Source organism: Devosia insulae DS-56, assembly GCF_000970465.2.
Lineage (GTDB): Bacteria > Pseudomonadota > Alphaproteobacteria > Rhizobiales > Devosiaceae > Devosia_A > Devosia_A insulae.
Window position 1 is genome coordinate 1 of sequence record NZ_LAJE02000074.1, and the last position, 22,158, is coordinate 22,158.

Below are 22,158 nucleotides of genomic sequence, written 5' to 3' on the forward strand. Positions count from 1 at the left end.
ATTTCGGCCAGTGCTGCTGCGATGGTCAGATAGACACCCTCGGCGTTTTCCATGACCTCGTTGTTCCAGAACCTCAACACGCGATAGCCGCGCCCGGCGAAGTAATCGTCGCGGGTAGCATCGTTGGACTGGGCGAGGTCGGCCGTATGCGTTTCGCCATCGACTTCGATCACTATTGCCGGATGGCGGCAGGCGAAGTCGGCATAGTAGGCGCCGATCTGGGCCTGACGGCGGAAGTTGTAACCCTGGCGTCGCAGCGGGAAGAGGATTGCCCACATACGGCGCTCGGGTTCGGGAGGGTTGCGGCGGAGCTTTCGGGCGAGCTCGGTGCTCATGGGTGCCTTGCCTCTACCGTCGAGGGTGCGGCTCCCCCCACCCTTGATCCCTCCCCGCAACGGGGGAGGGAGACGCGAGGGGCGCGGCCGGTGGTTGGCGCTGAACCTCTCACAGCGGGATGTTCCCGTGCTTTTTCAGCGGCACGGCCTGCTTCTTGTTCTTCAGCGTTTCGAACGCCCGTGCCACACGCCGCCTCGTCCCGTTCGGCATGATCACGTCGTCGATGAAGCCGCGTTCGGCGGCGACGAACGGGTTGGCGAAGCGGGCCTCATAGTCGGCGGTACGCTTGGCGATCTTGTCTTTGTCGCTGAGTTCGGACCGGTAGAGAATTTCCGTGGCGCCCTTGGCGCCCATCACGGCGATCTCGGCGGTCGGCCAGGCGTAATTGACGTCGGCGCGGATGTGCTTTGACGCCATCACGTCATAGGCGCCGCCATAGGCCTTGCGGGTGATGACAGTGACCTTGGGGACGGTGACTTCGGCGTAGGCGAAGAGGAGCTTGGCGCCGTGCTTGATGATGCCACCATATTCCTGGGCGACGCCGGGGAGAAAGCCGGGGACATCGACCAGCGTCAGGATGGGGATCGAGAAGGCGTCGCAGAAGCGGATGAACCGCGCGGCCTTTTTCGACGAGTTGATGTCGAGACAGCCGGCGAGAACCAAAGGCTGGTTGGCGACGACGCCCACGGTGCCGCCGTTGAGGCGGACGAAGCCGACGAGGATGTTGCCGGCGTGGTCCTGCTGGATCTCGAGGAAATCGCCTTCGTCGGCGATTTTGAGGATCACCTCGCGCATGTCGTAGGGTTTTTGAGCGCTGTCGGGGATCAGCGTATCGAGGCTGGGCTCGGCGCGGTCGATGGTGTCGTTGACGGCGACGACGGGCGGCTTGTCGGCGGCGTTCAGGGGCAGGAAATCGAACAGGCGGCGGACTTCGAGCAGGGTTTCGATGTCGTTGTCGAAGGCGGCGTCGGCGACCGACGACACCTTGGTGTGGGTCGAGGCGCCGCCGAGTTCCTCGTGGGTGACGATCTCGGAGGTGACGGTCTTCACCACGTCCGGGCCGGTCACGTACATGTAGGAGGTGTCCTTCACCATGTAGATGAAGTCGGTCATGGCGGGCGAATAGACTGCGCCGCCGGCAGTGGGGCCCATCACCACCGAGATCTGCGGGATGGCGCCGGAAGCCTGGACGTTGCGCCAGAATACTTCGGCATAACCGCCAAGTGCCGCCACACCTTCCTGGATGCGGGCGCCGCCGGAATCGTTGAGGCCGATGACCGGCGCGCCGTTCTGCACGGCGAGATCCATGATCTTGCAGATCTTCTGGGCGTGCGTCTCGCTGAGCGAGCCGCCGAACACCGTGAAGTCCTGGCTGAACACATAGGTGAGGCGGCCATTGATGGTGCCCCAGCCGGTGACCACGCCGTCGCCGGGGATGATGTTCTGCTCCATGCCGAAATCCACCGCCCGGTGGGTGACGAACATGTCGTATTCCTCGAATGAACCGGGATCGAGCAGCACCTCGAGACGCTCGCGGGCGGTGAGTTTGCCCTTGCCGTGCTGGGCGTCGATCCGCTTCTGGCCACCGCCGAGACGGGCCTCATCGCGCCGCTGATCGAGTGCGGCGATGATCTTCTGCATGGAGTCCCCTGCCCTTGTGCCGAGGCAAGCATACATGCTTGGCACTCGCCGTGAGAGACAGGAATGTGTGGACCTGCTAATTCTGCAAAGTTGCAAACTGTGAAATTGCGAACTTGCGAATGGCTGACCGTAAGATCTTCGCCGGGGCCCGGGTGCGGGCGGCGCGCACCAAGGTGGGGCTGACGCAGCGCGAGCTGGCGCGGCGGCTCGAAATCTCGGTGTCGTATCTCAACCAGATCGAGAACAACCAGCGGCCGCTGACGGCTTCGCTGATGCTGACGCTGGCCGAGAATTTCGGGCTCGACCTCGTGGAGCTGACCTCGGAAGGGGCCGACCGGGTGCTGGCCGATCTGCGCGAGGCGATGGCCGACCCGCTGTTCGGTGAGGCCGCGCCAGGACTGATCGAGCTCAAGTCGGTGGCAGCGAGCGCGCCCGATACGGCACGGGCGATGCTGCGGCTCTATGAGGCCTATCGCAAGGCGAACGAGCGGCTGATGGGGGCGGACGCGGCGATGGTCGGTGGCCCGGGACCGCAGACGAGCTACGAAGAAGTGCGCGACTTCTTCCACTACGCCAACAACTACATCGATCCGCTTGATCTCGCTGCCGAGACCTTGGCGGCGAGTATCGGCTTCGCCCTGCATGGACGGCTCGAGCGGCTGGCCAATCATCTCACGGCACGGCATCGGATTTCGGTGATGTTCGAGGAGCCGAACTCACCGGATCAGTTGCGGCGGTTCGATCGGGCCTCGCGCACCATCGTGCTGAACGGACGGCTGGCGCCGGCGACGCAGTATTTCCAGCTCGGCGTGCAGCTGGCGCTGATCGAGCAGGCGGAACTGATCGACGAGATCGTCGCCGGGGCGGAGTTCAAGACCCGGCAGGCGGCTGATATCTGCCGGCTGGGACTGGCCAACTATTTCGCCGGGGCATTGCAGATGCCGTATGGGGCGTTCCTCACGGCAGCGGATCGCACTGGCTACGACGTCGAAGAGCTGGCGTTCGAGTTCGGAGCGTCGATGGAACAAGTCGGGCACCGGCTGTCGACTATGCAGCGGCCCAGGGCGCGCGGCGTGCCGTTCTTTTTTGCGCGGGTGGATGCGGCGGGGACGATCACCAAGCGGCACTCGGCAACGCCGCTGCAGTTCCCGCGCTTTGGCGGTGCGTGCCCGCTCTGGAACGTGCACTGGGTGTTCGGCGAGCATAACGGGCGGATCGCGCGGCAACTGGCAGAGACGCCGGACGGCAACCGCTATCTTTGCCTCGCCTGGTCGGAGGAGAAGCACACCGGCGGATTTCGCGGACCGGTGCGGCGCTATGCCTACGCGCTGGGCTGCGAGGTGACGCATGCGAGCAAGCTGACCTATGCGGCTGACCTCGACCTGACGCGCGGGTTCGAGCCGATCGGCATCAGTTGCCGGATCTGTCCGCGCACCAACTGCATCCAGCGCTCGGTGCCGCCGATGGACGCGCGGCTGGAGATCGATGTCGATCGGCGCGAAGTGGTGCCGTATCGGCTGGGGTGAGATAGCAAGAAGCCCCGGGCTCGGGCCCGGGGCTTCCAAACATCGGCGGTGACTGGGATCACTACAGTGCCCCTAGAGATGACTGCAAACACAGTCACTCGGGGATCATTGCTAGCGCAACGACCCTGGGGGGATCACCGCACGTGCGGTGACCCTGAGATCACTGGTTGCCGACGTAGTCCTTGAGGATCTTTTCGTTCTTGGCCTGCTCGAGCTGGCGCACCACATCGCGCGCGTTGCGGTCATCGGTGCGGTATTTGACGAGATTCACCAGGCTCCCCATCAGCAGCACGATGCCCATGCCCCAATACCCCTTGGTTGACAGGTCGACCGGCGCGAGCCAGAGCGACAGCGAGAGCAGGAACAGCGCGGCGGCGACGCCGGCGGCGTTGAACATGATGTAGACTTGGTTGTTGTCGGCGTTCATTTCGGTGGTTCCCTTTGGTTCGAATGCGGTTGCGGCTTAGAGGTTCGTGGACTTGAGGCGGGCGAGCACGTCGTCGGCGCGGACCTTGGTCTTGTCGCCGAAGCCGGCTTCGCCGAGGCGATCGCGGATGCCCTTCTCGCTGAGGCCAGCATCGATCTCGTCGAGCACCTCGCTCTCGGCGAACGGATCGGGGCCGTTGACGACGCGGGCGATCAGGTCCTCGGCCTCGCGGATCGAGCTGGTGGCGCCGATCGAGCGGTTGAGCGATTTCTGCGCCTTGCGCTCGGCATCGGCGGCGCGGGCCGAGATCATGCCCTGCCGCAGGTCGATGATGCGGCGGTTGGCTTTCTCGACCGAGGCCTGGGTGCGGGCGACGCGGTTGGCGAGTTGATCGAGGGTATCGCGGCGCACAGCCCGCTCGTTCTCCAGATTGGCAATGGCGGTGGCGGTATCGGCGGCCAGGTCCTCACGGCCGGCGGCCAGCGCCTGACGCGCCCGGGTCTCGAGATCTGCAATCTGGGTGTCGAGACGGCTCAGGGTCTGGGTCTCGTTGCGCTGCCGGATGATCAGGGCGGCGAGGGTTGACTTGGCGAGCGACAGCGCCGCCTCGGACTCACGGATCTTCTGCTCGATCAGGTCGATGGCGAAATGATCGATAAGCTGCTCTTCGGCGCGGGCCGAGGCGCCCCGGAACAGGGTCTTCAGAACGTTCAACATCGCAGTACGTCTCCCTTCGGTTGGTGTCGGCGTTTAATTGGACGCTGTTCACAACGACCAACATACCGGGTTTTAAACGGCGTTCAAGAGAAAAATTGAACGCCGTTTAGATTGGAGTTTGGGCTGAATGGATTCAATGGGTTGTGGCCGGCTTCTGGTGTGGAATCAGCGGGATCGCTGAGTGGGCTTTTGTCTCTGCCTCGACTCGATGTCGTCCCGGCGAGGCGGGATCCGCCCTGATACTTCCGCTACCCCCAGCGCCTACCGAACCATCGCAGGATGGGCCTGGGTCGCGCCCCCCCCCCGGGTCATTCCCGCGAAAGCGGGAACCTCTGTTTTGTCCCTGCTGCACGATCGCAAACGGAGTTCCCCGCTTTCGCGGGGATGACACCGAGTTTGGGGGACTTGTAGAGTCTCGGTTCGCATACCCAGCGTCACGCAGTCTGGTGGCCAGTTCGCCGATAGGCCCTGCACATAGGCCTTCGCCGAGGTGACGCTGGCATTGGTGCAGTCCTGCCTACTTCGCGCGATGGGCGTAGGCGAGGATGTGCATGTCGACCAGCTCGTGCACGACCTTGCCGATGTCGCGATCCATGATCAGGTTGAGTCGGCCGGAGCTGTCGAGCGAGACGACGGAGTGGATCGAGGCAAAGACCAGTTGGCCGGACTGGCGGGCCACTTTGTCATCGAGGTCGGGGCGAATGTCCTGGAAGCACTGGGCGATGATGCGGATCAGCGAGGCGATGGCCTCGATGTACCAGGGCGGCACCAGTTGGTCGGGCTTGCGGCGGAACTCGAACAGGGCGTTCCACAGGTTCCGCTTCAGCGCGATGTAACCCAGGAAGGCATCAGCGTAGTTGTGCAGCATCTGCCGCGGGTCGCTGGAGGGCGTGGCGTCGGCGAAGGCGCGGGCAAGGCCGACCAGGGTGCGGGTGTTCACCTGGGTGACGATGTCGTCGAGATCCTTGAAGTGGTGATAGAGCGTGCCGGCGGTGTAGCCGATGGCCCGGCTCAGCGAGCGGGCGGAGAAGGCATCGATCCCCTCCTCGGCAATCAGCTCCTCGGCCGTGTTGACGACGAGGCTCGCGAGCTCTTCCTTCGAATGGTCGGCACGACGGGCCATGGCACAACCTCCAGCACTAAACGACGTTCAATTAGACCGGGGAGTTTGGCTTGTCTATGGCAGGTGACTTTGCGAGGGCGACTGAGGGTTTAGCCGCCCCCTCCACCACCCTAGGGGTGGTCCCCCCGCGGTGAGGGCCTTGGGCCCTCATCCGCTCGGCCACGCGGGGGAGGATCACTGCGGCACCGTGCTTCGCTGCAAAGAAGAACCCGCGCCGTAGCGCGGGTTCCAAATTTGTCGTCACATCACTGCTTCGATCAGCTCTGGCCGCCGGAGACCAGGGAGGTGATGCGGCGGACGGTGGCGCGGCGGTTGGCGCGTTCGGCGCCGTCGGTCTCGACCTTGAGGTAGCGCTCGCCATAGCCCTGCGTGGTGAGGTTCTCCGGCGGGATGTCGTAGAACTCGGTCAACAGGTCCGCGATGGTGCCGGCACGTTCGTCGGAGAGGACGAGATTGGATTCGTCCGAGCCGACCGCGTCGGTGTGACCCTCGATGAGGAAGGTCTCGCCCGGGTTGCGGGCGAGGATCTTCTTCATCGCCTCGGCCACCTTGCCGAGCGAGCCGACCTGGTCGCGGCCGAGCTGGGCCGAGCCGGTCTCGAAGGTCAGGTCACCGATCTCGACGCGGCGGACGGTGTCACGGATACGCGCCGAGCGTTTCACCTCGTCGACGGTATAGACGCGGGCGGCCTTTTCCAGCGGCGGTTCGCTGAGGAAGCGTTCGATGTCGTCCTCGTCGGAGCGCTCGCTGTAGAGCACATAGTCGTCCACCGGGATCGGCAGGTAGAACGGCGGCAGATCGTCGCCCGGATCGCGCCAGTCATCGTCCCGACGATCGTCGGGGGAGAAGACCAGGATGATGCGGGTGCCATCGGGCAGCACCTTCACCCGCCGGATGATTTCGCCGTAGCGGTTCCACACCGTGACCACACGCGTGCCGTCCGGCCGGATGACGGTCTGGCGATAGCGGCCGTTGTCGAGCTCTTCATAGTAGACCTCGTCACCGCGGCCGATGCGGTCGCGATCCTTGTAGGGCGTGAAGATGTTGATCTGGATGCCGATGTTGATGATCAGCCGGTCACCGTCCTTCTTGGCCTCCTGCGCGGCAGGAGGAGCTTCCGGTGCCGGGAGCTGGTCGACGCGCGTGCCTTCGGTGGCTACCGCTGCCTCGACTTCCTCGGCCGGAGGCGGAGCCTGGGTCTGAGCTTCGGCGTCGGTCGCCGGCGGCGGAACCTCGGCGGCAGGCGGCTGGGCCGGAGCAGGCTGTTCGGCGCCCGCACCCTCCGCATCCTTGGCGCTGTCGAGCACCGGGGCGGCCGGGGCGTCAGGCGTTTCCTGATCGGGGACCACTTCGAGCGGCTGGCCCGACTGGTCGGTCGGCGGAGCTTCACCCGGCTGGGCGGGTTCGGTCGGGGTTGCGGGTTCGGCAGGTGCAGCCGGAGCCGGGGCACCACCCATCAGCGCCAGGCACTCGTCGAGCGACTGAATGCCGAGACGGTTGCATTCGGAGAGGAAAGCAGCCTCGGCGGCAGCCTTGGCGTTGGCGTCACCACCGGAACCGGCAGAGACATAGGCCTCGAACGCGGCGATCAGTGCCGGATCGCTGGCCGGGGACGGCTGCTCGGCGGGAGCCGCAGGCTGCTCGGCCGGAGCCGGCTCTGCGGGCTGTTCGGCAGCGGGGGCCTCCTCAGCTGGCGCGGCGGGTTGCTCGGCAGCGGGGGCCTCCGCAGCTGGCGCGGCGGGTTGCTCGGCGGGAGCGGCCGGCTGTTCGGCGGGCGGCGCTGGCTCCTCAGCAGGGGGCGCTGGTTCCTCAGCAGGGGGCGCTGGCTCTTCAGCAGGAGGTGCGGCCTCCTCGGCTGGCGGAGCGGGCGGCTCGACGGTAGCGGCGCCGGTGGCGATGGCGATGCACTGTTGCAGGTCGGGTGTACCAAGACGCTGGCACTCGGCAAGGAAGGCCGCCTCGGCCGCGGCCTTGGCATCGGGGTCATCGCCGCTCTGGGCTTCGACATAGGCATTGTAGGCCGCCGTCAGCCCCGCATCCTGCGCCAGGGCAGGTAGAGGGAGCAGCGAGAGGAGGCATAGGCTCGTGGTGGTAAGCAATAAGCGCTTGAGCTGCATGGCTTTCTCCATTCTTCTTGTGATGCAACAGCCAACCCGCCCTGAACTGGCAGGGACCCAACGGGTGCGAGCGCCATTTGTTCCGGATACGGAGATAATGGTGGCGATGCGCGGCAGCATTGCGTGGGGTGGCTCGGTCGCGTAAACCGCTCGCCGCCAGCACCCGAGCCACAGATATGCGCGACACCCTTATCGGCGCCCTGCCCCCTGCTCTCGTCGAGGATGCGGTCCGTCGCACCCTTGCCGAAGACCTGGGCTTGGCAGGCGACCTCACCTCACAGGCGACAATCCCGGCAGAGGCCGTGGCGACGGCGACGCTGTCGGCACGGGAGGCCGGCGTGATCGCCGGGCTGCCGCTGGCGCTCGAAGTGTTCCGGCAACTGGGTGGCGACGTGTCGTTCGATCCGCGGGTGGCGGATGGCGCGCCGGTCACCAAGGGCGACATCGTCGCGGTGGTGTCGGGCAATGCGCGGCAGCTCCTCGCCGGCGAACGCACGACACTCAACTTCCTGAATCATCTCAGCGGCATCGCCGCACATACGCATAAGTTTGTAGAAGCCGTGGCTGGGACCGGGGCGCGCATCTGCGATACGCGCAAGACCACGCCGGGGCTCCGGGCATTCGAGAAATATGCGGTGCGCTGCGGCGGCGGCTCGAACCACCGCTACGCATTGAGCGACGCCATCCTGATCAAGGACAACCACATCGCGGTGGCCGGCGGCGCCGGCAAGGCCTATCGGGCGGCACGCGCCGCGGCAGGGCACCTGGTGGCGATCGAGATCGAGGTCACCAGCCTCGACGAGCTGGCTGAGGTGCTGGATGCCGGCGCGACGATCGTCATGCTCGACAATATGGACAACCAGCTGCTGCGGGCTGCGGTGAAGCTGAACGACGGGCGGGCCCGGCTCGAGGCTTCCGGCGGGGTGACGCTGGAGCGGGTGCGCGGCATAGCCGAGACCGGGGTCGACTATATCTCGTCGAGCCAGATTACCATGGGCGCCAGACCGCTCGACCTCGGACTGGATGTCGAAATCCAATGAGCACGCCGCTTGCCGAAATGATGAACCGCGCCGCGATTGCCGCGGCCGAAGTGATCCTCGAGGTCTATCGACGCCCGGTGGTGGCGATGGAGAAGGCTGATGGTTCGCCGGTGACGGAGGCTGACCAGCGGGCCGAGACGATCATCCTCGAGTACCTGGCCGAGACCGGCCTGCCGGTGTTGGCCGAGGAGAGCGTCGCGGCGGGACGGATTCCGGAGCTGGGGGCGCGCTACTTCGTGGTCGACCCGCTCGATGGCACCAAGGAGTTCCTGAAGCGCAACGGCGAGTTCACCGTGAACATCGCCTATTGCGAGGACGGGCATCCGGTCAGCGGGGTGGTGCTGGCGCCGGCCACCGGCGAGATTTACTGGGGCGGGCCGGATGGCGCGTTCGCAGGGCGCTTGGCTGGCGACGCCATAGAGGGCGTAGCGCCGCTGCAGGTGGCCGAGGCCGAGCATCCGCTGCGCATCGTCGCCAGCCGCTCGCATGGGCACGCCGCCCTGGCAGAGCTTTGCGATACGCTCGAGGTGGCAGAGGACGTGTCGGTCGGCTCGTCGCTGAAGTTCTGCCTGCTCGCCAAGGGCGACGCGCAGCTTTACCCGCGGTTTACCCCAACTTCGGAATGGGACACGGCGGCGGGCCAGGCGGTGCTGCAGGCGGCAGGTGGTGTGGTACTGGGAATGGACGGGTTGCCGCTCACCTGCGGACACCGGGACGACAAGTTCCTCAATGCCTGGTTCGTGGCCGCAGCCAGCCAGAAACTGGCCTTGCGAGCCCTTGCCGAGATGCTGCGGTTCGTCGACGCCTGACGGAAACCGTTAGTATTCAAACGGTTGGCCATGAAGAAATTGCATGGCAGCCCCTCCTTCAGCCCTTGTTGCGCTTTTTTCCGGCTCCATATATAGGCCCGGCATATGCTGGTTCGATATATACCAGCCGGATAGGAAGCCAATGAACGTCAGAACCATCTGCCTTGCCATTCTCTATGATGGCGACGCGACTGGATATGAGATCCGAAAGCTCTCCGTTGAAGGGGAGTATTCGTATTTCATCGACGCCAGCTATGGGGCGATCTATCCGTCGCTGGCGCGCCTCGAACAGGAAAAGCTGGTTACGGCGCGCGTTGAACAGCAGGATGGCAAGCCGGCCAAGAAGATCTATTCGATCACGCCAGCCGGTCGCGCTGCGTTCATCCAGTCAATGTTCGAGAAGCTTGGCGAAGACGAGTTCCGCAGCGAGTTTCTGCTGTTCCTGCGCTTCGCCTCGGAACTCCCGCAATCGCTGGTCGAGCAGCGACTGAACGAGCGAATCGTCGAAATCGACGCGACGCTCGCCGACTTCGACCGGCTCAAACAACAACACAACCACCCCGGAGACGCCTGGGTCATCGATTATGGGCGGACTTGTATGCAAGCGGCTCGTGACTACATCGAGGCGCACGGGGATGAACTGATAGCGCTGGCCCGTTCCGACAGGGACGACGCTGCAGCAGCGGAATAGAGGGTATCAGAATGCGAGCGATCGTTTCCTACGGCGTTGCCGGCGCCATTGTCATTGCCGGGGCCCTGTGGCTCGGCAGCGGTGTTTTCGTGGCCGGAGGCAATGGCCCCGGTCATGGCGAAAAACCGATTGTCTCGTTCTTCAGCAAGGACGCCGAGGGCGCCGAGACGACGCATCACGTCGCCGAGGGCGCAGTCGATCCGGCGCTGACGATCGCCGAGCGCGTAGCCGAGAGCAGCGGTGCCTCGGCGCCGGCCCAGTCGGTGCGTACCGAAACTTACGCGATGCAGGCCATGCCGGTGGAAGTGCCGCTGCGTGGCCGCACCAAAGCGAAGAACGTAACCACTATCACACCCGAGACTTCGGGTGTGGTGACGGCGGTCAACGTCACCAAGGGTCAGACGGTAAAAGCCGGCGACATCATCTGCACGCTCGAGGAAGGGACGCGAGCCGCTGCCGTGGCCCAGGCGGAAGCCGCCCTCGCCCAGGCACAGACCAATGCCGACTCCAATCGCGCGCTGCGTGAAAAGGGTCTCGCCGCCAACAATACGGGCATCGTCGCCGAAGCTGCCCTGCGGCAGGCGCAGACGGCGTTCGACCAGGCCAAACAGGAATTCGACCGCGCCAAGGTGACCACCAAGGTTGCCGGCGTCGTGCAGGATCCGGTGGCGACGGTGGGCAGCGTGCTGAGCCCCGGCCAGCCGTGCGCCACCGTAGTTGAGCTCGACCCGATGTTGTTCGTCGCCAATGTGCCCGAGGCCCGCATCGCGCGTGCCGAGCTCGGGCTAGCGGCAAGCGTCGAGACGGTGACCGGCCAAAAGGTCGAGGGCAAGGTGAGCTACATCGCCTCGCTCGCCGACGAAGCGACCCGCTCGTTCCCGGTCGAGATCGAAATTCCGAACGCCAACGGCAAGGTGCTCTCGGGCGTGACGGCGACGGCCACCGTCACTATGGGCACAGTACCGGCGCATTTGTTGCCGCAGTCGGTGCTGACGCTGAATGACGAGGGCACGCTTGGGGTGCGCTCAGTCAAGGATGGCGTCGTCGAATTCTACCCCGTGACGATCATCTCGGACTCCCGCGAGGGTGTCTGGGTCACGGGCCTGCCCCCGACGGTCGATGTGATCACGATGGGTCAGGAGTATGTCGTGCCGGGTCAGAAGGTCAACGCGACCAACGTTACGGGCAAGCCGGAATCGGTTGAGGCCGAAGCCGCCGCTGAAGGGGTGCACTCATGATGAATTTCCTCGAACGCATCCTGCGCATGCCGCGGGTTGTGTTGACGGTGATGGCTTTGCTGCTGTTCGCCGGCTTCAGCGCGTATGTGTCGTTGCCGAAGGAAAGCTTCCCGGCGATCGACATCCCGTATTTCTACGTCTCGACCAGCCAGACCGGCGTTTCCCCCCGGGACGCGGAGCGGCTGCTGGCCAAGCCGATCGAGGATCGCGTCAAGGATATCGACGGGCTCAAGAACTACACCTCGACCGCAACGACCGGTCACGCATCGGTGTTCCTCGAGTTCGACGTGAACGCCGACAGCGACAAGGCGCTGGCCGACATCCGCGCCAAGCTCGACGGCCTCGCCTCCGAACTTCCCGAGGACGCAACCGAGCCGTCGGTAACGGAAATCTCGTTCACCAACCAGCCTTCGATCTCGGTGGCAATCTACGGCAACGTGCCGGAGCGTGCCTTGGTGCAGAGCGCCAAGGACCTGCAGGATCGGCTCGAGGAAATCCCGACCGTGCAGAGCGTGACCATTTCCGGGTCGCGCGACGAGATGCTGGCGGTGACCATCGATATGAGCCGGCTCGAGGCCTATAACCTTACGGCCGGCGAACTGCTGGATGCGCTGGCCAAGAACAACATGGTGGTGCCCGGCGGCACGCTCGACACCGGCCGGGGTTCGTTCAATGTCGAAGTGCCGGGCCTCATCACCAGCGCGCAGGACGTCTACTCGTTGCCGATCAAGGCGGATGGCGACAACGTCGTCACTTTCGGCGATGTGGCAACGATTACCCGCACTTTCGAGGATGCGACCCAGTACGCCCATGTCAACGGACAGCCGGCGATCACCCTGGGGGTGATCAAGGAGCTCGGGACCAACGTCATCGATGTTTCCGACCAGGTGCGTGCCGTCACGACCGAGTTCGTCAAGGACTGGCCGGCCGGCATCCAGCACAGCTTCCTGATCGACCAGGCCGACACCACCAAGAACCTGTTCCGCTCGCTCGAAGCCGCGGTGCTGACCGCCGTGGCGCTGGTGATGGTCACCTGCGTTGCCACCCTCGGCGTCCGTCCTGCCCTGATGATCGGCACTTCGATCCCGATCTCGTTCATGATCGCGTTCCTGATCGTCCAGATGCTCGGCATGACCATCAACATGATGATCATGTTCGGCCTGGTGCTGGCGGTGGGTGTGCTCGTCGACGATCCAATCGTGGTGGTGGAGTACGCCGAACGAAAGCTGCAGGAAGGCGTTTCTAAGAAAGAAGCGTTCATCCTCGCGGCGCGCAAGATGTTCGTGCCGGTGGTTTCGGCCACCTTCACGACGCTGGGGGCGTTCGTGCCGCTGCTGTTCTGGCCGGGCATCATCGGCAAGTTCATGAGCTACCTGCCGATCATCGTGATCGTGGTGATGTGCGCCTCGCTGCTTTCGGCGCTGGTGTTCATGCCGGTGATCGGGGCGATCATCGCCTCGACTCATGTCGACCCCAAGGCCAAGGAAGCCGCGGACGTCGTCATGTACCCCGACAAGTTCGACGTGAAGAAGGTCAAGGGCGCGACGGGCATCTATGTGCGCACGCTGCAGCACCTGATCCGGCATCCGATCCTGTCGCTGCTGGCGGGCTTCACCGTCGTCGGCTTCATGTTCTACGCCTACATCGCCAACCCGACCGGCATGGAAGCCTTCCCGGCTTCCGAGGCCGAATTCGGCACGGTCAACGTGATCGCTCGCGGTAACTATTCGCCGGTCGAGATCCGCGACATGCTGGCCGAGGTGGAGACGCAGATCCTGCAGGTGCAGGGTGTGCAGGACTCGATCATGACCTTCTCAGGTGGTGGCGGCGACGGCTTCTCGAGCGGCGGTCCACCGGACACCATCGGGCAGTTCAACCTGCAGTTGCAGCCGTGGAACGAGCGCATCAAGGCGACTGAGATCTTCCAGAACATCCGTGACCGGGTGAAGAACATCTCGGGTCTCGAAGTGCAGATCGCGGCGCAGGAAAACGGCCCGCCGGCCGGCAAGGCGATCAACCTGACGGTCGAAAGCACTGTCTATTCCGACCTGACGCCGGTGGTCACCAAGCTGCGCGACTATGTAGAAAACCAGCTCGGCGACACCATCGACGTGGAAGACGGCCGTCCCTCCCCCGGTATCGACTGGGAGGTGACGATCGACCGCGTGGCCGCGGCCAAGTACGGCATCGGCGTGCGCGAACTGTCGCCCTACGTGCAGCTCGTCACCTCGGGTGTGAAGCTCGGCTCGTACCGGCCGGATGACGCGGATGACGAACTCGATATCCGCGTCCGCCTGCCGCTCGACGAGCGCAGCTTCGACAGCCTCGACTCGCTGAGGATCGTCACGGCCCAGGGCCTGGTGCCGGTGTCGAACTTCATCAAGCGCGAAGCCGTGCCGAAGGTTGCCAATATCAGCCGCAAGAACGGCCTCTACGTCATGGGCGTGGCGGCGAACCTGGCGCCGGGCGTGGCGGCTGATGCCAAGATCGCCCAGTTGAAGGAATGGGTGGCGACACAGGACATCCCCGCGACGACGACGATCGCCTTCGGCGGCGCGGACGAGCAGATCGGCGATACCAATGCCTTCATCATGCAGGCACTGGCGGCCGCCCTGTTCATCATCTTCCTGGTGCTGCTGCTCGAGTACAACAGCTTCTACCAGGTGCTGGTGACGCTCTCGACCGTGGTCATGTCGCTCGCCGGCGTGATGCTGGGCATGACCATCACCGGGATGAGCTTCTCGGCGATCATGACCGGTCTCGGCATCGTGGCACTGGCAGGCATCGTGGTGAAGAACGGTATCGTGCTGATCGACACCTACAACCACTACAACCGTGGCGATGGAGTGGAGCCGACCAAGGCGATGCTGATCACGGCGGCCCAGCGCGTGCGGCCGGTGCTGCTCACCGCAACGGTGACGGCGCTGGGCGTGATCCCGATGGCGGTGAACGTCGAGTTCGACTTCATCCGGCGCGAGATCGTCTGGGGCGGCCTCGCCGGTTCGTGGTTCACCCACCTGTCGGCGGCGCTGGTTTCGGGCCTGTTCGTCTCCACTGCCCTCACCCTGGTGATGGTGCCGGTGATGATCACCGCTCCGACCGTAATCCGTCACAGCTGGATCGGCCGGCTGTTCGGTGCCGTGTTCGCGGCGATCGGCAACGCCATCGCATGGCCGTTCCGGGCGATCTTCGGTGGGCGCAAGCACACCGCCGTCACGCCGGAAGGCGAGACCGTCGAGATCCCGGCCGACATCGACAGCTCGAAGCGGTTCATCAAGACCGAAGGATCGGGCCTCGTCGAAACCGAGCAGGACGGCGTCACGGTGGTGAGCCGCCAGGCCGCCGAGTAACTGAACTAGAGACAAGCACTGAAAGGCCCGGAGCGATCCGGGCCTTTTCGTTTTTAGCTGCTTTGGCTATTGCGGCCAAAAGCTAGAGTAGCTATTTTAGCTACCTAACCTAGGAGACCATCATGGCCGAGATGACCGCGACGGATGCCAAGAACAAGTTCGGGCAGGTGCTGGAGATGGCACAGGCAGAGCCGGTGGCTATCCAGAAGAACGGTCGCGACGTGGCTTATGTCGTGTCGGCCGAGCAGTACCATGCCCTGGTGGAGAGGGGGGCAGCTCCCAAGGTCCGCCCGGCCATCGAAAGGTTGATGGCCCGCAGCATCGAGCGCCGCCGCTCGCTTTACAAAGCTCTGGCCAAGTAGCGAGCGGTGACGCTCTACATCACTCTCGATGAAGCTCTGCGCATCCACGAACTCCTCATCAAGGAGTTCGGTGGGGCAGTCGGCGTGCGCGATATGGGGCTTATCGAGTCTGCACTGTTGCGGCCGCAGACCGGCTACTATGCCGACCTCATCGAAGAAGCGGCGGCGCTGTGGGAAAGCCTGGCAATGAATCACGGCTTTGTCGACGGCAACAAACGCGTCGCCTATGCCTGCCTCGAAATGTTCCTGCAGCTCCGCGGCGCTGACATATCCGCGACAAACGACGAGCTGGAAACGTTTATCTACAGCAACCTCGAGGCTGGAACGTTCCGCAAGGATGTGTTGGAAAACTGGCTCAACAAGCACGTCGTGCCATTCGACCCCGAGCTTTAGGCCTGAGAAGCACGCGCAGCTAACAAAGCCCGCCCTGCCCTCCACGCCACAGCCACGCCCAGGCTGATGCTGAAGCCGAGAGCGATCATCAGGAGCGAGTGACGGCCGAGGCCGAAGTTGGAGGCGAGGACTTTCAACACCAGCAGGTGGATCAGGTAGGCGCCGAAGGTGGCCTGGCCGAGGGTCGACCAGATGGGGTTCATCAGTTCGATGCGCATGAACAGGACGGCGACCGCGAGACCATATCCGAGGGTGGCGAGCGAGTAGTCGTGGCCGAGGGCGTAGCGGCCGACGACGAAGTAACCTTCGGCGAGATGGAGGGACGCGAAGGTGACCAGTGCAGCGACGATGACCGGGATCGGCCAGTCGGCCAGCGCGCCGCGGTGGCGGCGAAGGACAATGCCGGCGACGAGGAAGACCGGGGCAAAGAACAGCCCGTTGCGATCCATCCAGAACGGGAAGCCGTGGCCGAACAGTGGTTTTGAGTAAGCGCCGATAATGGTGCCGATGGCGTAGAGTGCGAGCGCGATGGCCAGGGTCCAGCGCAGGCCGGTGAACTTCATCAGGGTCGCGACGACGGCGCTGCCGAGCACCAGGGCAGGCAGGAACCACAGGTGGAACGCTGGACCGCCGGACCACAACAGCAGCAGCAGACCACCGGGGGTCGGCTCGAAGCCGGGGCGGCCGCCCTCCAGCAGGCGAAGCCCTATGGTAAGGGCGAGGATGATGGCGAAGGCCGGCATGACCCGCATGGCCACCTTGCCGGCGAGGCGCAGCGGCGCGACGAGGTCGGCGTCCTTCCAGAAATAGGCCGACATCAGGAAGAACACCGGCACGGCGAAACGGCTGAGCTCATCCACCACGAAACCGAACGGCTTGTTGTCGGCGAAGCCGCCACCGGCGACGTGCAGCGTCACGATGCCGAACAGGCTGAGGACGCGCAGGGCGTCGAGCGAGGCGTTGCGTGAGGATTCTGAGGTCATTGGCCGACGCTGTTTGGTCGGACGCAACGGATAGGTCAAGGGGTGGGTTCCGCAACAGCGCCAACGCAAGGCGGTCCCGCCCTGTTGCGTCACGATCCCGGTCCCCACACAACGACCCGCTCAGTTGCCGTCATAGGGCGGAGGAGGTCTCCAAACCGATAGGAGCCCTCGGTACTGGCAACTTGCCCCTCAGAGCGTAGGTTCTGGCCAGGATAAGGGAGAGCACAATGCGTCATTCAATTTCGGTACTGCTGACCGCATCGGTACTTGTGGCAAGCCTGAGCAGTTGGGGCGTTGCGGCGGAGGCAAAATGGACATTGGTCGGCACCTGGAAGATTACCGTGCAGGGCCAGAACTGCGCGCCGGCCCAGATTGTCCGTATCTCTGCGGCCAGCGCCTCCGTCGTCGACGGCACGACGAATGTCGATGATGGGTACGGCACCATCGTCGGAGGAAGCTTCGACGGGGTGAACGCCACGTTCACCAACAAGTTCATCTGGGACGGCAGGCGCCAGACGGAGAAGTGGAAGGCGACGCTCAGCCGGAACGGCAACTACATCAAGGGCAGCTATAAGAACACCGACCCGAAGATCGCCGGCTGCCGGTTTTCCGGGCCTCGCGCCCGCTGATCGCTCCGGCGCGGGGCAGGTCCTCAATCTCGGGGGCGCCTTCGATGCTGGAGGTTTGCCGTCTGCCTCCCCCGTGGGGAGGGATCAGGCGTGGGGTGACCACAGCCGCGATCGAGCGGTCACGTATGGAAAGCGTGCACCAGCCAGTCATCGCCATCGAACCTTGTCGGCGACAGCGTTGGCCGGTTGGCGCCTAACGCCCTGCCCCAGAACGCCAGCGCGGGCTGGTTAGATTGAAGGACCGCCACGTGCCATGACCCGGGATGGCGGGCGATTAGTTGGTGCGCTGTGGCTACGCCGATACCCTGTCGGCGGTAGGAGCGGAGCACGAAGAACTCGGCCATGAACCAGCAATCGCCGCGGCCGGTGATCGGGCAACCGCGGACGACGAGAGCAAAGCCGGCAAGTTCTCCGCTCGCATAGATCAGGTACGGGTGCTGCCAGAAGCGATCGAGGAAATCGTAGGCGTAGCGGCCATCGGGCTCGAGCGGCCAGGGATGCTCGGACGCCATGTCGTAGAGATAGAGCTGGATCAGCCGCTCGATGGTGAGGCGCTCGGTGTCGGCTGCCCTGCGGACCTCGAGCGCCACTCCTCTACTCCGCCGCGGGCAGGCCGCGCTTGACGAAGCCTTCGGGGTCGTTGGCGACGCGCTGCATGCGCTCTTCGGCTTCCGACGCTTCGCGCTGGCGGTTCCACATTTGGGCGTAGAGCCCCTGCTTGACCAGCAGGCGGTGGTGCGTGCCGCGCTCGGCGATCTGGCCGTCGCGCAACACGATGATCTCATCGGCGTTGACGACGGTCGAGAGCCGGTGAGCGATGACCAGCGTGGTGCGGTTGGCCGAGACCACATCGAGGGCGGACTTGATGTCTTCCTCGGTTTTTGAATCGAGCGCCGAGGTCGCCTCGTCGAGGATGAGGATCGGCGGCCCCTTCAGGATGGTGCGGGCAATGGCGACGCGCTGCTTCTCGCCACCCGAAAGCTTCAGGCCGCGTTCGCCGACCGGGGTGTCGTAACCCTTGGGCAGGCTCTCGATGAAATGGCCGATCTGCGCCAGTTCGGCCGCCTTCCTTACCTCTTCGTCGGTCGCACCGGGGCGGCCGTAGCGGATGTTGTAGGCGATGGTGTCGTTGAACAGCACGGTATCCTGCGGAACCATGCCGATGGCGGCGCGCAGGCTCTCCTGCGTGACATCGCGCAGGTCCTGCCCGTCGATGGTGATCTTGCCCTCGATGACATCGTAGAAGCGATAGAGCAGCCGCGAGATGGTGGATTTGCCGGCGCCCGAGGGGCCGACCACCGCAATGGTCTTGCCGGCCGGCACTTCGAAGCTGATGCCCTTCAAAATCGGGCGATCGGCGTCGTAGTGGAATTTTACGTCATCGAACTTCACCACCGGGCCGGTGACACTCAGCGGCTTGGCGCCCGGCTTGTCCTGAATCTCGGGGGCGCGATCGAGCAGCTTGAACATCTCTTCGATGTCGGTAAGACCCTGGCGGATTTCGCGATAGACGAAGCCGATGAAGTTGAGCGGCCGGTAGATCTGCATCAGGAAGGTGTTGAGCAGCACGAAATCGCCCAGCGTCAGCGTGCGGTTCATCACGCCGAGCACCGCCATGATCAGGATGATCACCGTGCCGGCGTAGAAGATCAGCGCCTGGCCGAAGTTGAGGAAGCCGAGCGAGGTCCAGATGCGGACGGCGGAGCGCTCGTACTTTTCCATCGAGGCATCGAAGCGCTGGGCCTCCATCTTCTCGTTGGCGAAATACTTCACCGTCTCGAAGTTGAGCAGGCTGTCGATGGCCTTGCCGTTGGCGTCGGTGTCGCTGTCATTCATGTCGCGGCGAATGGCGATGCGCCAGTTCGAGGCCTTGATGGTGAACCACAGGTAGAGCCAGACGGTGACCACCAGCACGCTGAGATAGCTGACACCGAACATGACGATGAAGATGACGCCGGTGATGATGAACTCGACCAGCGTCGGGGCAGTGTTGAGCATCGTGAAGCGCACGATGGTTTCGATGCCCTTGGTGCCGCGCTCGATGACCCGGCTCAGACCGCCGGTACGGCGGGCGAGGTGGAAGCGCAATGACAGCCTGTGCAGATGCTCGAAGGTCTGCAGCGCCAGCTTACGCACGGCGTGCTGGCCGACCGAGGCGAACAGCACGTCGCGCAACTGCTGGAAGCCGGCATCGATGATGTTGCCGACGCCGAACGCAATGACCAGCACGATGGGGATGGCAACGCCCATGACCAGCGCCGTATCGGGCGTCGTGCCATCGAGGCTGTCGATGATCCACTTATAGACGAACGGGATCAGCGTGGTCGCGACCTTCGATACCAGCAGGGCGCCGATGGCGAGGATAACGCGCCATTTCAGGTCGGGACGGCCCTCGGGCCACATGTAGCCCCAGAGGTTTCGTACGGTGGCAAGCAGGCCACCCTCCTCCGCGCTAACGGTGGGGCGCTTGGTTGCCTCATCGGCGGATGACATCAGGCGAGCTCTTTGACCGGGTGATCGGTTAGGCCGGTGAACAAGCCGGTGCAGGCGATGCCGAAATCAGCGAGGCGATCGGCGCGCAGCGAGTAGCAGTTGCGCGTGCCCTTGGGGTGACGCTCGACCAGACCAGCGTCCAGCAGCACCTTGATGTGCTGGCTGACGGTGGACTGGGCCAGCGACAGGTTCTGCGTGACATCGGTGCAGCAGCAATCGCCCGCACGCTGGGCGGCGAGGATGCGCAGGATGTTGAGCCGGACAGGGTGTCCGAGGGCCCGCATCACATTGGCGATGTCGTCGTCATGCATCGGGTTCATCGTTATTCAGCGATAAAAGATCGGCCTCGCCAAGGCAAGGCGAAACCACCTGCCTGACTGGGCAGTTGAACGGGATTCGCGGCAATACCCTGTCAGGCTATGGTCAGTCGTCGGTGACCAGGGGCAGATCGAAGATCTGGCCAGGAAAGATCCGCGAGGGGCGACGGATCAGCTCGCGATTGGCATGAAAGATGGTGCGGTAGTGGATGCCGTGGCCGTAGTAGCGGCGGGCGATGCTCCACAGCGTATCGCCGTGGCGGATGATGGCCTTGCCGACATTGTAGCGGCCCCCGTCCGGATCGCCGAAGGGCAGCAGGCGGAGCATGGTGATGGGCTGGCCCGGAGGCTGAGGTGGCTCAGGTGAACGCACCTCGAACTCGGCCATCAGTGCCGGCGCGTCGGGCGTTGGGAGGGTGATCGTCGACGGGTCGGCGCCGCCCGCCTCGACCGGTGGCAGAGTGGTCGGCTGCAAGGTCGAAGGCGCGAGAATTTCGACGGAAGCGGACTCTCGCTCAGGGACCACCGTGGCCAGCGGCGGGAGCGGCCCGAACTCGCGCCTCCGTTCGCCCGCAGCAAGCTCGGGCTCCGCGACTGGTTCGGGCCTGGCGGGCGACGGCTCGATCGCCGGGTCCGGCTGTTCGACGGGCGCGGCGTCCGGAACGGCAGCGGTCACCGGCGGCTCGTTGTCGGCGAGCTCAGGAGCGGGCGCTCCATTGGCGATGGCCGGCGCGGACTCGGGTTGCGGCGTCGGCGCGACGCCACTGCCAGGCTCGGGCGCTTCCTCCGAGCGCTCGTCAGGTGGGGCACCGCCATCCGGCAGTTCGATCTCGACGGTGATGGCGGCAACGCCGAGGAGCTTGCCCGTATCGGGCTCAATGGCTTCGATGCGCAACTCACGGCGGGGACTGTCGAGCAGGTTGCTGCCTTCGACGAGCCACCTGCCCTCTTCGACCGGGCTCTCGCCGATCAGCTCGCCATCGGCGTAGAGGCGCATCAGCGCGCCGGCCGGGCCGGAGCCGGAAACGAAGCTCCTCGTGCCATCGAGCTCGATCGCGTCGATGGTGGGGGCGAGGATGACGGGAGCGGCAACGGTTGGCGCCGGGGGCTGCGAGGCGGCCGGCTCAGCGTTGGCGACCACGAGAGGCGCCTCTGCGGTGGTCAGGGGAGGCGCTGCCGTTTCAGGCTGAGCAGCAACTGGCGGCGTCGCCGGTTCGGGCAGCGCGGGCACCACTGGCGGCGGCTCTACCTGAGCCAGGGGCTTGGCGGCCTCAACCGCGGGTTCATCGCTCTGCGGAGGCTCAGCCTGAGCTGCCGACGTCTCAGCCTCGACCGAACGCTTCTCGGTGTCCTGCGGCTCAGAGGCGACGCTCCAGCTCAAGGCCGTATCGTCGAGCGTGGGCTTGGGCTCCACTGCGGGAACTTCCGGCGCCAGCGGCTTCGGCTCGGTGGGTTGCAGTTCCGGAGCTGTCGCCACTTTGACAGCCGCAGGAGCGCCGGCAGCAGGTTGCGGCAGTACGCTCGGAGCAGATTCGGCGGGGGCCGCTGCGACGGGCTGCGGCTCGGCAGGTTTGGCCGCCGGCGCTGGCACCGCCCTGGGTTCGAGAGAGACGATCGCAGGTTCGACCGCCGGCGCTTCCAGCGGCCCCCCTGCCGCGGCAGGAGCCTCGGGCTCGGCCACGACCGCTACGGGTGGATCTGCAACGTCGGTGGGCACCGTCTCGGCAACCTGCCCCGGGATGGTGCCGGGGAGATCGAACTTGCGGTCGGCCATGTCGCGGAGGCAGGTGACGATGCCGCGCGGATCGGTGGAGCAGGCGTTGACTGCCGGCAAGCCGATGACGCCGAGGGCGACAGCCAGCGTCACCCCGGCGGCGCCGAGGGCGAGCAGCAAAGTACGGCGGTCGTCGGTCCGGCTCAGCGGGGCCTCCGGGAACGAGGGCAACCTGCCCATACCGTTCCGGCG

20 protein-coding genes are annotated in these 22,158 nt (G+C 64.9%); 9 read left to right on the plus strand and 11 right to left on the minus strand.

Annotated features, from left to right (window positions below; all coding sequences use genetic code 11):
* Both VW23_RS04870 and VW23_RS04875 read right to left on the minus strand, forming a co-directional pair.
* Positions 1 to 335, minus strand: a 335-nt coding sequence (locus VW23_RS04870) for an endonuclease domain-containing protein (RefSeq protein ID WP_069908465.1), incomplete at its 3' end; no start/stop codon positions are given.
* Between the two features lie 109 nt (positions 336 to 444).
* Positions 445 to 1,977, minus strand: a complete 1,533-nt coding sequence (locus VW23_RS04875; RefSeq protein WP_069908466.1) for an acyl-CoA carboxylase subunit beta — start codon at positions 1,975 to 1,977, stop codon at positions 445 to 447.
* Positions 1,978 to 2,096: 119 nt separating this feature from the next.
* On the opposite strand from VW23_RS04875, the gene VW23_RS04880 reads away from it, so the two are divergent.
* Positions 2,097 to 3,503, plus strand: coding sequence for a helix-turn-helix domain-containing protein (locus tag VW23_RS04880; RefSeq protein WP_069908467.1), 1,407 nt, complete (start codon positions 2,097 to 2,099; stop codon positions 3,501 to 3,503).
* A gap of 160 nt (positions 3,504 to 3,663) precedes the next feature.
* Here the strand turns inward: VW23_RS04880 and VW23_RS04885 are convergent, their stop codons facing one another.
* The 4 genes from VW23_RS04885 to VW23_RS04900 form a co-directional block, all read right to left on the minus strand.
* Positions 3,664 to 3,930, minus strand: a complete 267-nt coding sequence (locus VW23_RS04885; protein WP_069908468.1) for a YiaA/YiaB family inner membrane protein — start codon at positions 3,928 to 3,930, stop codon at positions 3,664 to 3,666.
* A 36-nt stretch (positions 3,931 to 3,966) separates the two neighbouring features.
* Entirely contained in the window at positions 3,967 to 4,647 is a 681-nt protein-coding gene (locus tag VW23_RS04890) for a PspA/IM30 family protein (RefSeq protein ID WP_069908469.1), read from the minus strand.
* A gap of 517 nt (positions 4,648 to 5,164) precedes the next feature.
* A complete protein-coding gene (locus VW23_RS04895; RefSeq protein ID WP_069908470.1) occupies positions 5,165 to 5,770 on the minus strand; it encodes a TetR/AcrR family transcriptional regulator in 606 nt (201 codons plus the stop codon).
* 257 nt (positions 5,771 to 6,027) lie between these two features.
* Entirely contained in the window at positions 6,028 to 7,887 is a 1,860-nt protein-coding gene (locus tag VW23_RS04900; protein WP_069908471.1) for an OmpA family protein, read from the minus strand.
* A 176-nt stretch (positions 7,888 to 8,063) separates the two neighbouring features.
* On the opposite strand from VW23_RS04900, the gene nadC reads away from it, so the two are divergent.
* The 7 genes from nadC (at position 8,064) to VW23_RS04935 (ending at position 15,770) form a co-directional block, all read left to right on the plus strand.
* Positions 8,064 to 8,927 (plus strand): carboxylating nicotinate-nucleotide diphosphorylase, encoded by an 864-nt coding sequence (gene nadC / locus VW23_RS04905; RefSeq protein ID WP_069908472.1) that lies wholly within the window; start codon positions 8,064 to 8,066, stop codon positions 8,925 to 8,927.
* Positions 8,924 to 9,736, plus strand: a complete 813-nt coding sequence (gene cysQ, locus VW23_RS04910) for a 3'(2'),5'-bisphosphate nucleotidase CysQ (protein WP_084645560.1) — start codon at positions 8,924 to 8,926, stop codon at positions 9,734 to 9,736. Before nadC ends, cysQ begins: the two co-directional genes overlap by 4 nt.
* A 142-nt stretch (positions 9,737 to 9,878) precedes the next feature.
* Positions 9,879 to 10,427 carry a PadR family transcriptional regulator gene (locus VW23_RS04915; RefSeq protein ID WP_069908473.1) on the plus strand — a complete coding sequence of 183 codons (549 nt, stop codon included), beginning with the start codon at positions 9,879 to 9,881 and terminating at the stop codon, positions 10,425 to 10,427.
* Positions 10,428 to 10,438: 11 nt separating this feature from the next.
* Complete coding sequence (locus tag VW23_RS04920; RefSeq protein WP_069908474.1) at positions 10,439 to 11,665, plus strand: efflux RND transporter periplasmic adaptor subunit; 1,227 nt, start codon at positions 10,439 to 10,441, stop codon at positions 11,663 to 11,665.
* The gene (locus VW23_RS04925; RefSeq protein WP_084645562.1) at positions 11,662 to 15,015 is read left to right on the plus strand and encodes an efflux RND transporter permease subunit; all 3,354 of its coding nucleotides are present in this window, start codon (positions 11,662 to 11,664) and stop codon (positions 15,013 to 15,015) included. The genes VW23_RS04920 and VW23_RS04925 overlap by 4 nt, the downstream gene beginning before the upstream one ends.
* Positions 15,016 to 15,137: 122 nt before the next feature.
* Entirely contained in the window at positions 15,138 to 15,377 is a 240-nt protein-coding gene (locus VW23_RS04930) for a type II toxin-antitoxin system prevent-host-death family antitoxin (RefSeq protein WP_069908476.1), read from the plus strand.
* A 6-nt stretch (positions 15,378 to 15,383) separates the two neighbouring features.
* Positions 15,384 to 15,770, plus strand: coding sequence for a type II toxin-antitoxin system death-on-curing family toxin (locus VW23_RS04935; protein WP_069908477.1), 387 nt, complete (start codon positions 15,384 to 15,386; stop codon positions 15,768 to 15,770).
* Here VW23_RS04935 and VW23_RS04940 read toward each other — a convergent pair.
* Positions 15,767 to 16,753 (minus strand): acyltransferase family protein, encoded by a 987-nt coding sequence (locus VW23_RS04940; protein ID WP_069908478.1) that lies wholly within the window; start codon positions 16,751 to 16,753, stop codon positions 15,767 to 15,769. The genes VW23_RS04935 and VW23_RS04940 overlap by 4 nt on opposite strands.
* 227 nt (positions 16,754 to 16,980) lie before the next feature.
* Here VW23_RS04940 and VW23_RS04945 point away from each other — a divergent pair, with 227 nt between their 5' ends.
* The gene (locus VW23_RS04945) at positions 16,981 to 17,382 is read left to right on the plus strand and encodes a hypothetical protein (RefSeq protein ID WP_141728227.1); all 402 of its coding nucleotides are present in this window, start codon (positions 16,981 to 16,983) and stop codon (positions 17,380 to 17,382) included.
* Between the two features lie 119 nt (positions 17,383 to 17,501).
* Here VW23_RS04945 and VW23_RS04950 read toward each other — a convergent pair whose 3' ends face one another.
* The 4 genes from VW23_RS04950 to VW23_RS04965 all read right to left on the minus strand — a co-directional run bounded on the left by VW23_RS04950 (position 17,502) and on the right by VW23_RS04965 (position 22,146).
* Positions 17,502 to 17,972: a GNAT family N-acetyltransferase gene (locus VW23_RS04950; protein ID WP_069908480.1), complete on the minus strand. Its 471-nt coding sequence runs from the start codon at positions 17,970 to 17,972 to the stop codon at positions 17,502 to 17,504.
* Between the two features lie 4 nt (positions 17,973 to 17,976).
* The gene (locus VW23_RS04955; RefSeq protein ID WP_069908481.1) at positions 17,977 to 19,875 is read right to left on the minus strand and encodes an ABCB family ABC transporter ATP-binding protein/permease; all 1,899 of its coding nucleotides are present in this window, start codon (positions 19,873 to 19,875) and stop codon (positions 17,977 to 17,979) included.
* Positions 19,875 to 20,186, minus strand: coding sequence for an ArsR/SmtB family transcription factor (locus VW23_RS04960; RefSeq protein ID WP_244488434.1), 312 nt, complete (start codon positions 20,184 to 20,186; stop codon positions 19,875 to 19,877). The genes VW23_RS04955 and VW23_RS04960 overlap by 1 nt, the downstream gene beginning before the upstream one ends.
* 112 nt (positions 20,187 to 20,298) lie before the next feature.
* On the minus strand, positions 20,299 to 22,146 hold the full coding sequence (locus VW23_RS04965) for a LysM peptidoglycan-binding domain-containing protein (protein ID WP_069908483.1): 1,848 nt from the start codon (positions 22,144 to 22,146) through the stop codon (positions 20,299 to 20,301).
* Between the last annotated feature and the right edge of the window lie 12 nt (positions 22,147 to 22,158).

Excerpts from the sequence above, each read along its gene's own strand:
- VW23_RS04875 (WP_069908466.1), bottom strand. The coding sequence starts at position 1,977 with ATGCAGAAGATCATCGCCGCACTCGATCAGCGGCGCGATGAGGCCCGT.
- VW23_RS04880 (WP_069908467.1), top strand. The coding sequence starts at position 2,097 with ATGGCTGACCGTAAGATCTTCGCCGGGGCCCGGGTGCGGGCGGCGCGC.
- VW23_RS04885 (WP_069908468.1), bottom strand. The coding sequence starts at position 3,930 with ATGAACGCCGACAACAACCAAGTCTACATCATGTTCAACGCCGCCGGC.
- VW23_RS04890 (WP_069908469.1), bottom strand. The coding sequence starts at position 4,647 with ATGTTGAACGTTCTGAAGACCCTGTTCCGGGGCGCCTCGGCCCGCGCC.
- VW23_RS04895 (WP_069908470.1), bottom strand. The coding sequence starts at position 5,770 with ATGGCCCGTCGTGCCGACCATTCGAAGGAAGAGCTCGCGAGCCTCGTC.
- VW23_RS04900 (WP_069908471.1), bottom strand. The coding sequence starts at position 7,887 with ATGCAGCTCAAGCGCTTATTGCTTACCACCACGAGCCTATGCCTCCTC.
- nadC (WP_069908472.1), top strand. The coding sequence starts at position 8,064 with ATGCGCGACACCCTTATCGGCGCCCTGCCCCCTGCTCTCGTCGAGGAT.
- cysQ (WP_084645560.1), top strand. The coding sequence starts at position 8,924 with ATGAGCACGCCGCTTGCCGAAATGATGAACCGCGCCGCGATTGCCGCG.
- VW23_RS04915 (WP_069908473.1), top strand. The coding sequence starts at position 9,879 with ATGAACGTCAGAACCATCTGCCTTGCCATTCTCTATGATGGCGACGCG.
- VW23_RS04920 (WP_069908474.1), top strand. The coding sequence starts at position 10,439 with ATGCGAGCGATCGTTTCCTACGGCGTTGCCGGCGCCATTGTCATTGCC.
- VW23_RS04925 (WP_084645562.1), top strand. The coding sequence starts at position 11,662 with ATGATGAATTTCCTCGAACGCATCCTGCGCATGCCGCGGGTTGTGTTG.
- VW23_RS04930 (WP_069908476.1), top strand. The coding sequence starts at position 15,138 with ATGGCCGAGATGACCGCGACGGATGCCAAGAACAAGTTCGGGCAGGTG.
- VW23_RS04940 (WP_069908478.1), bottom strand. The coding sequence starts at position 16,753 with ATGACCTCAGAATCCTCACGCAACGCCTCGCTCGACGCCCTGCGCGTC.
- VW23_RS04945 (WP_141728227.1), top strand. The coding sequence starts at position 16,981 with ATGCGTCATTCAATTTCGGTACTGCTGACCGCATCGGTACTTGTGGCA.
- VW23_RS04955 (WP_069908481.1), bottom strand. The coding sequence starts at position 19,875 with ATGTCATCCGCCGATGAGGCAACCAAGCGCCCCACCGTTAGCGCGGAG.
- VW23_RS04960 (WP_244488434.1), bottom strand. The coding sequence starts at position 20,186 with ATGCATGACGACGACATCGCCAATGTGATGCGGGCCCTCGGACACCCT.
- VW23_RS04965 (WP_069908483.1), bottom strand. The coding sequence starts at position 22,146 with ATGGGCAGGTTGCCCTCGTTCCCGGAGGCCCCGCTGAGCCGGACCGAC.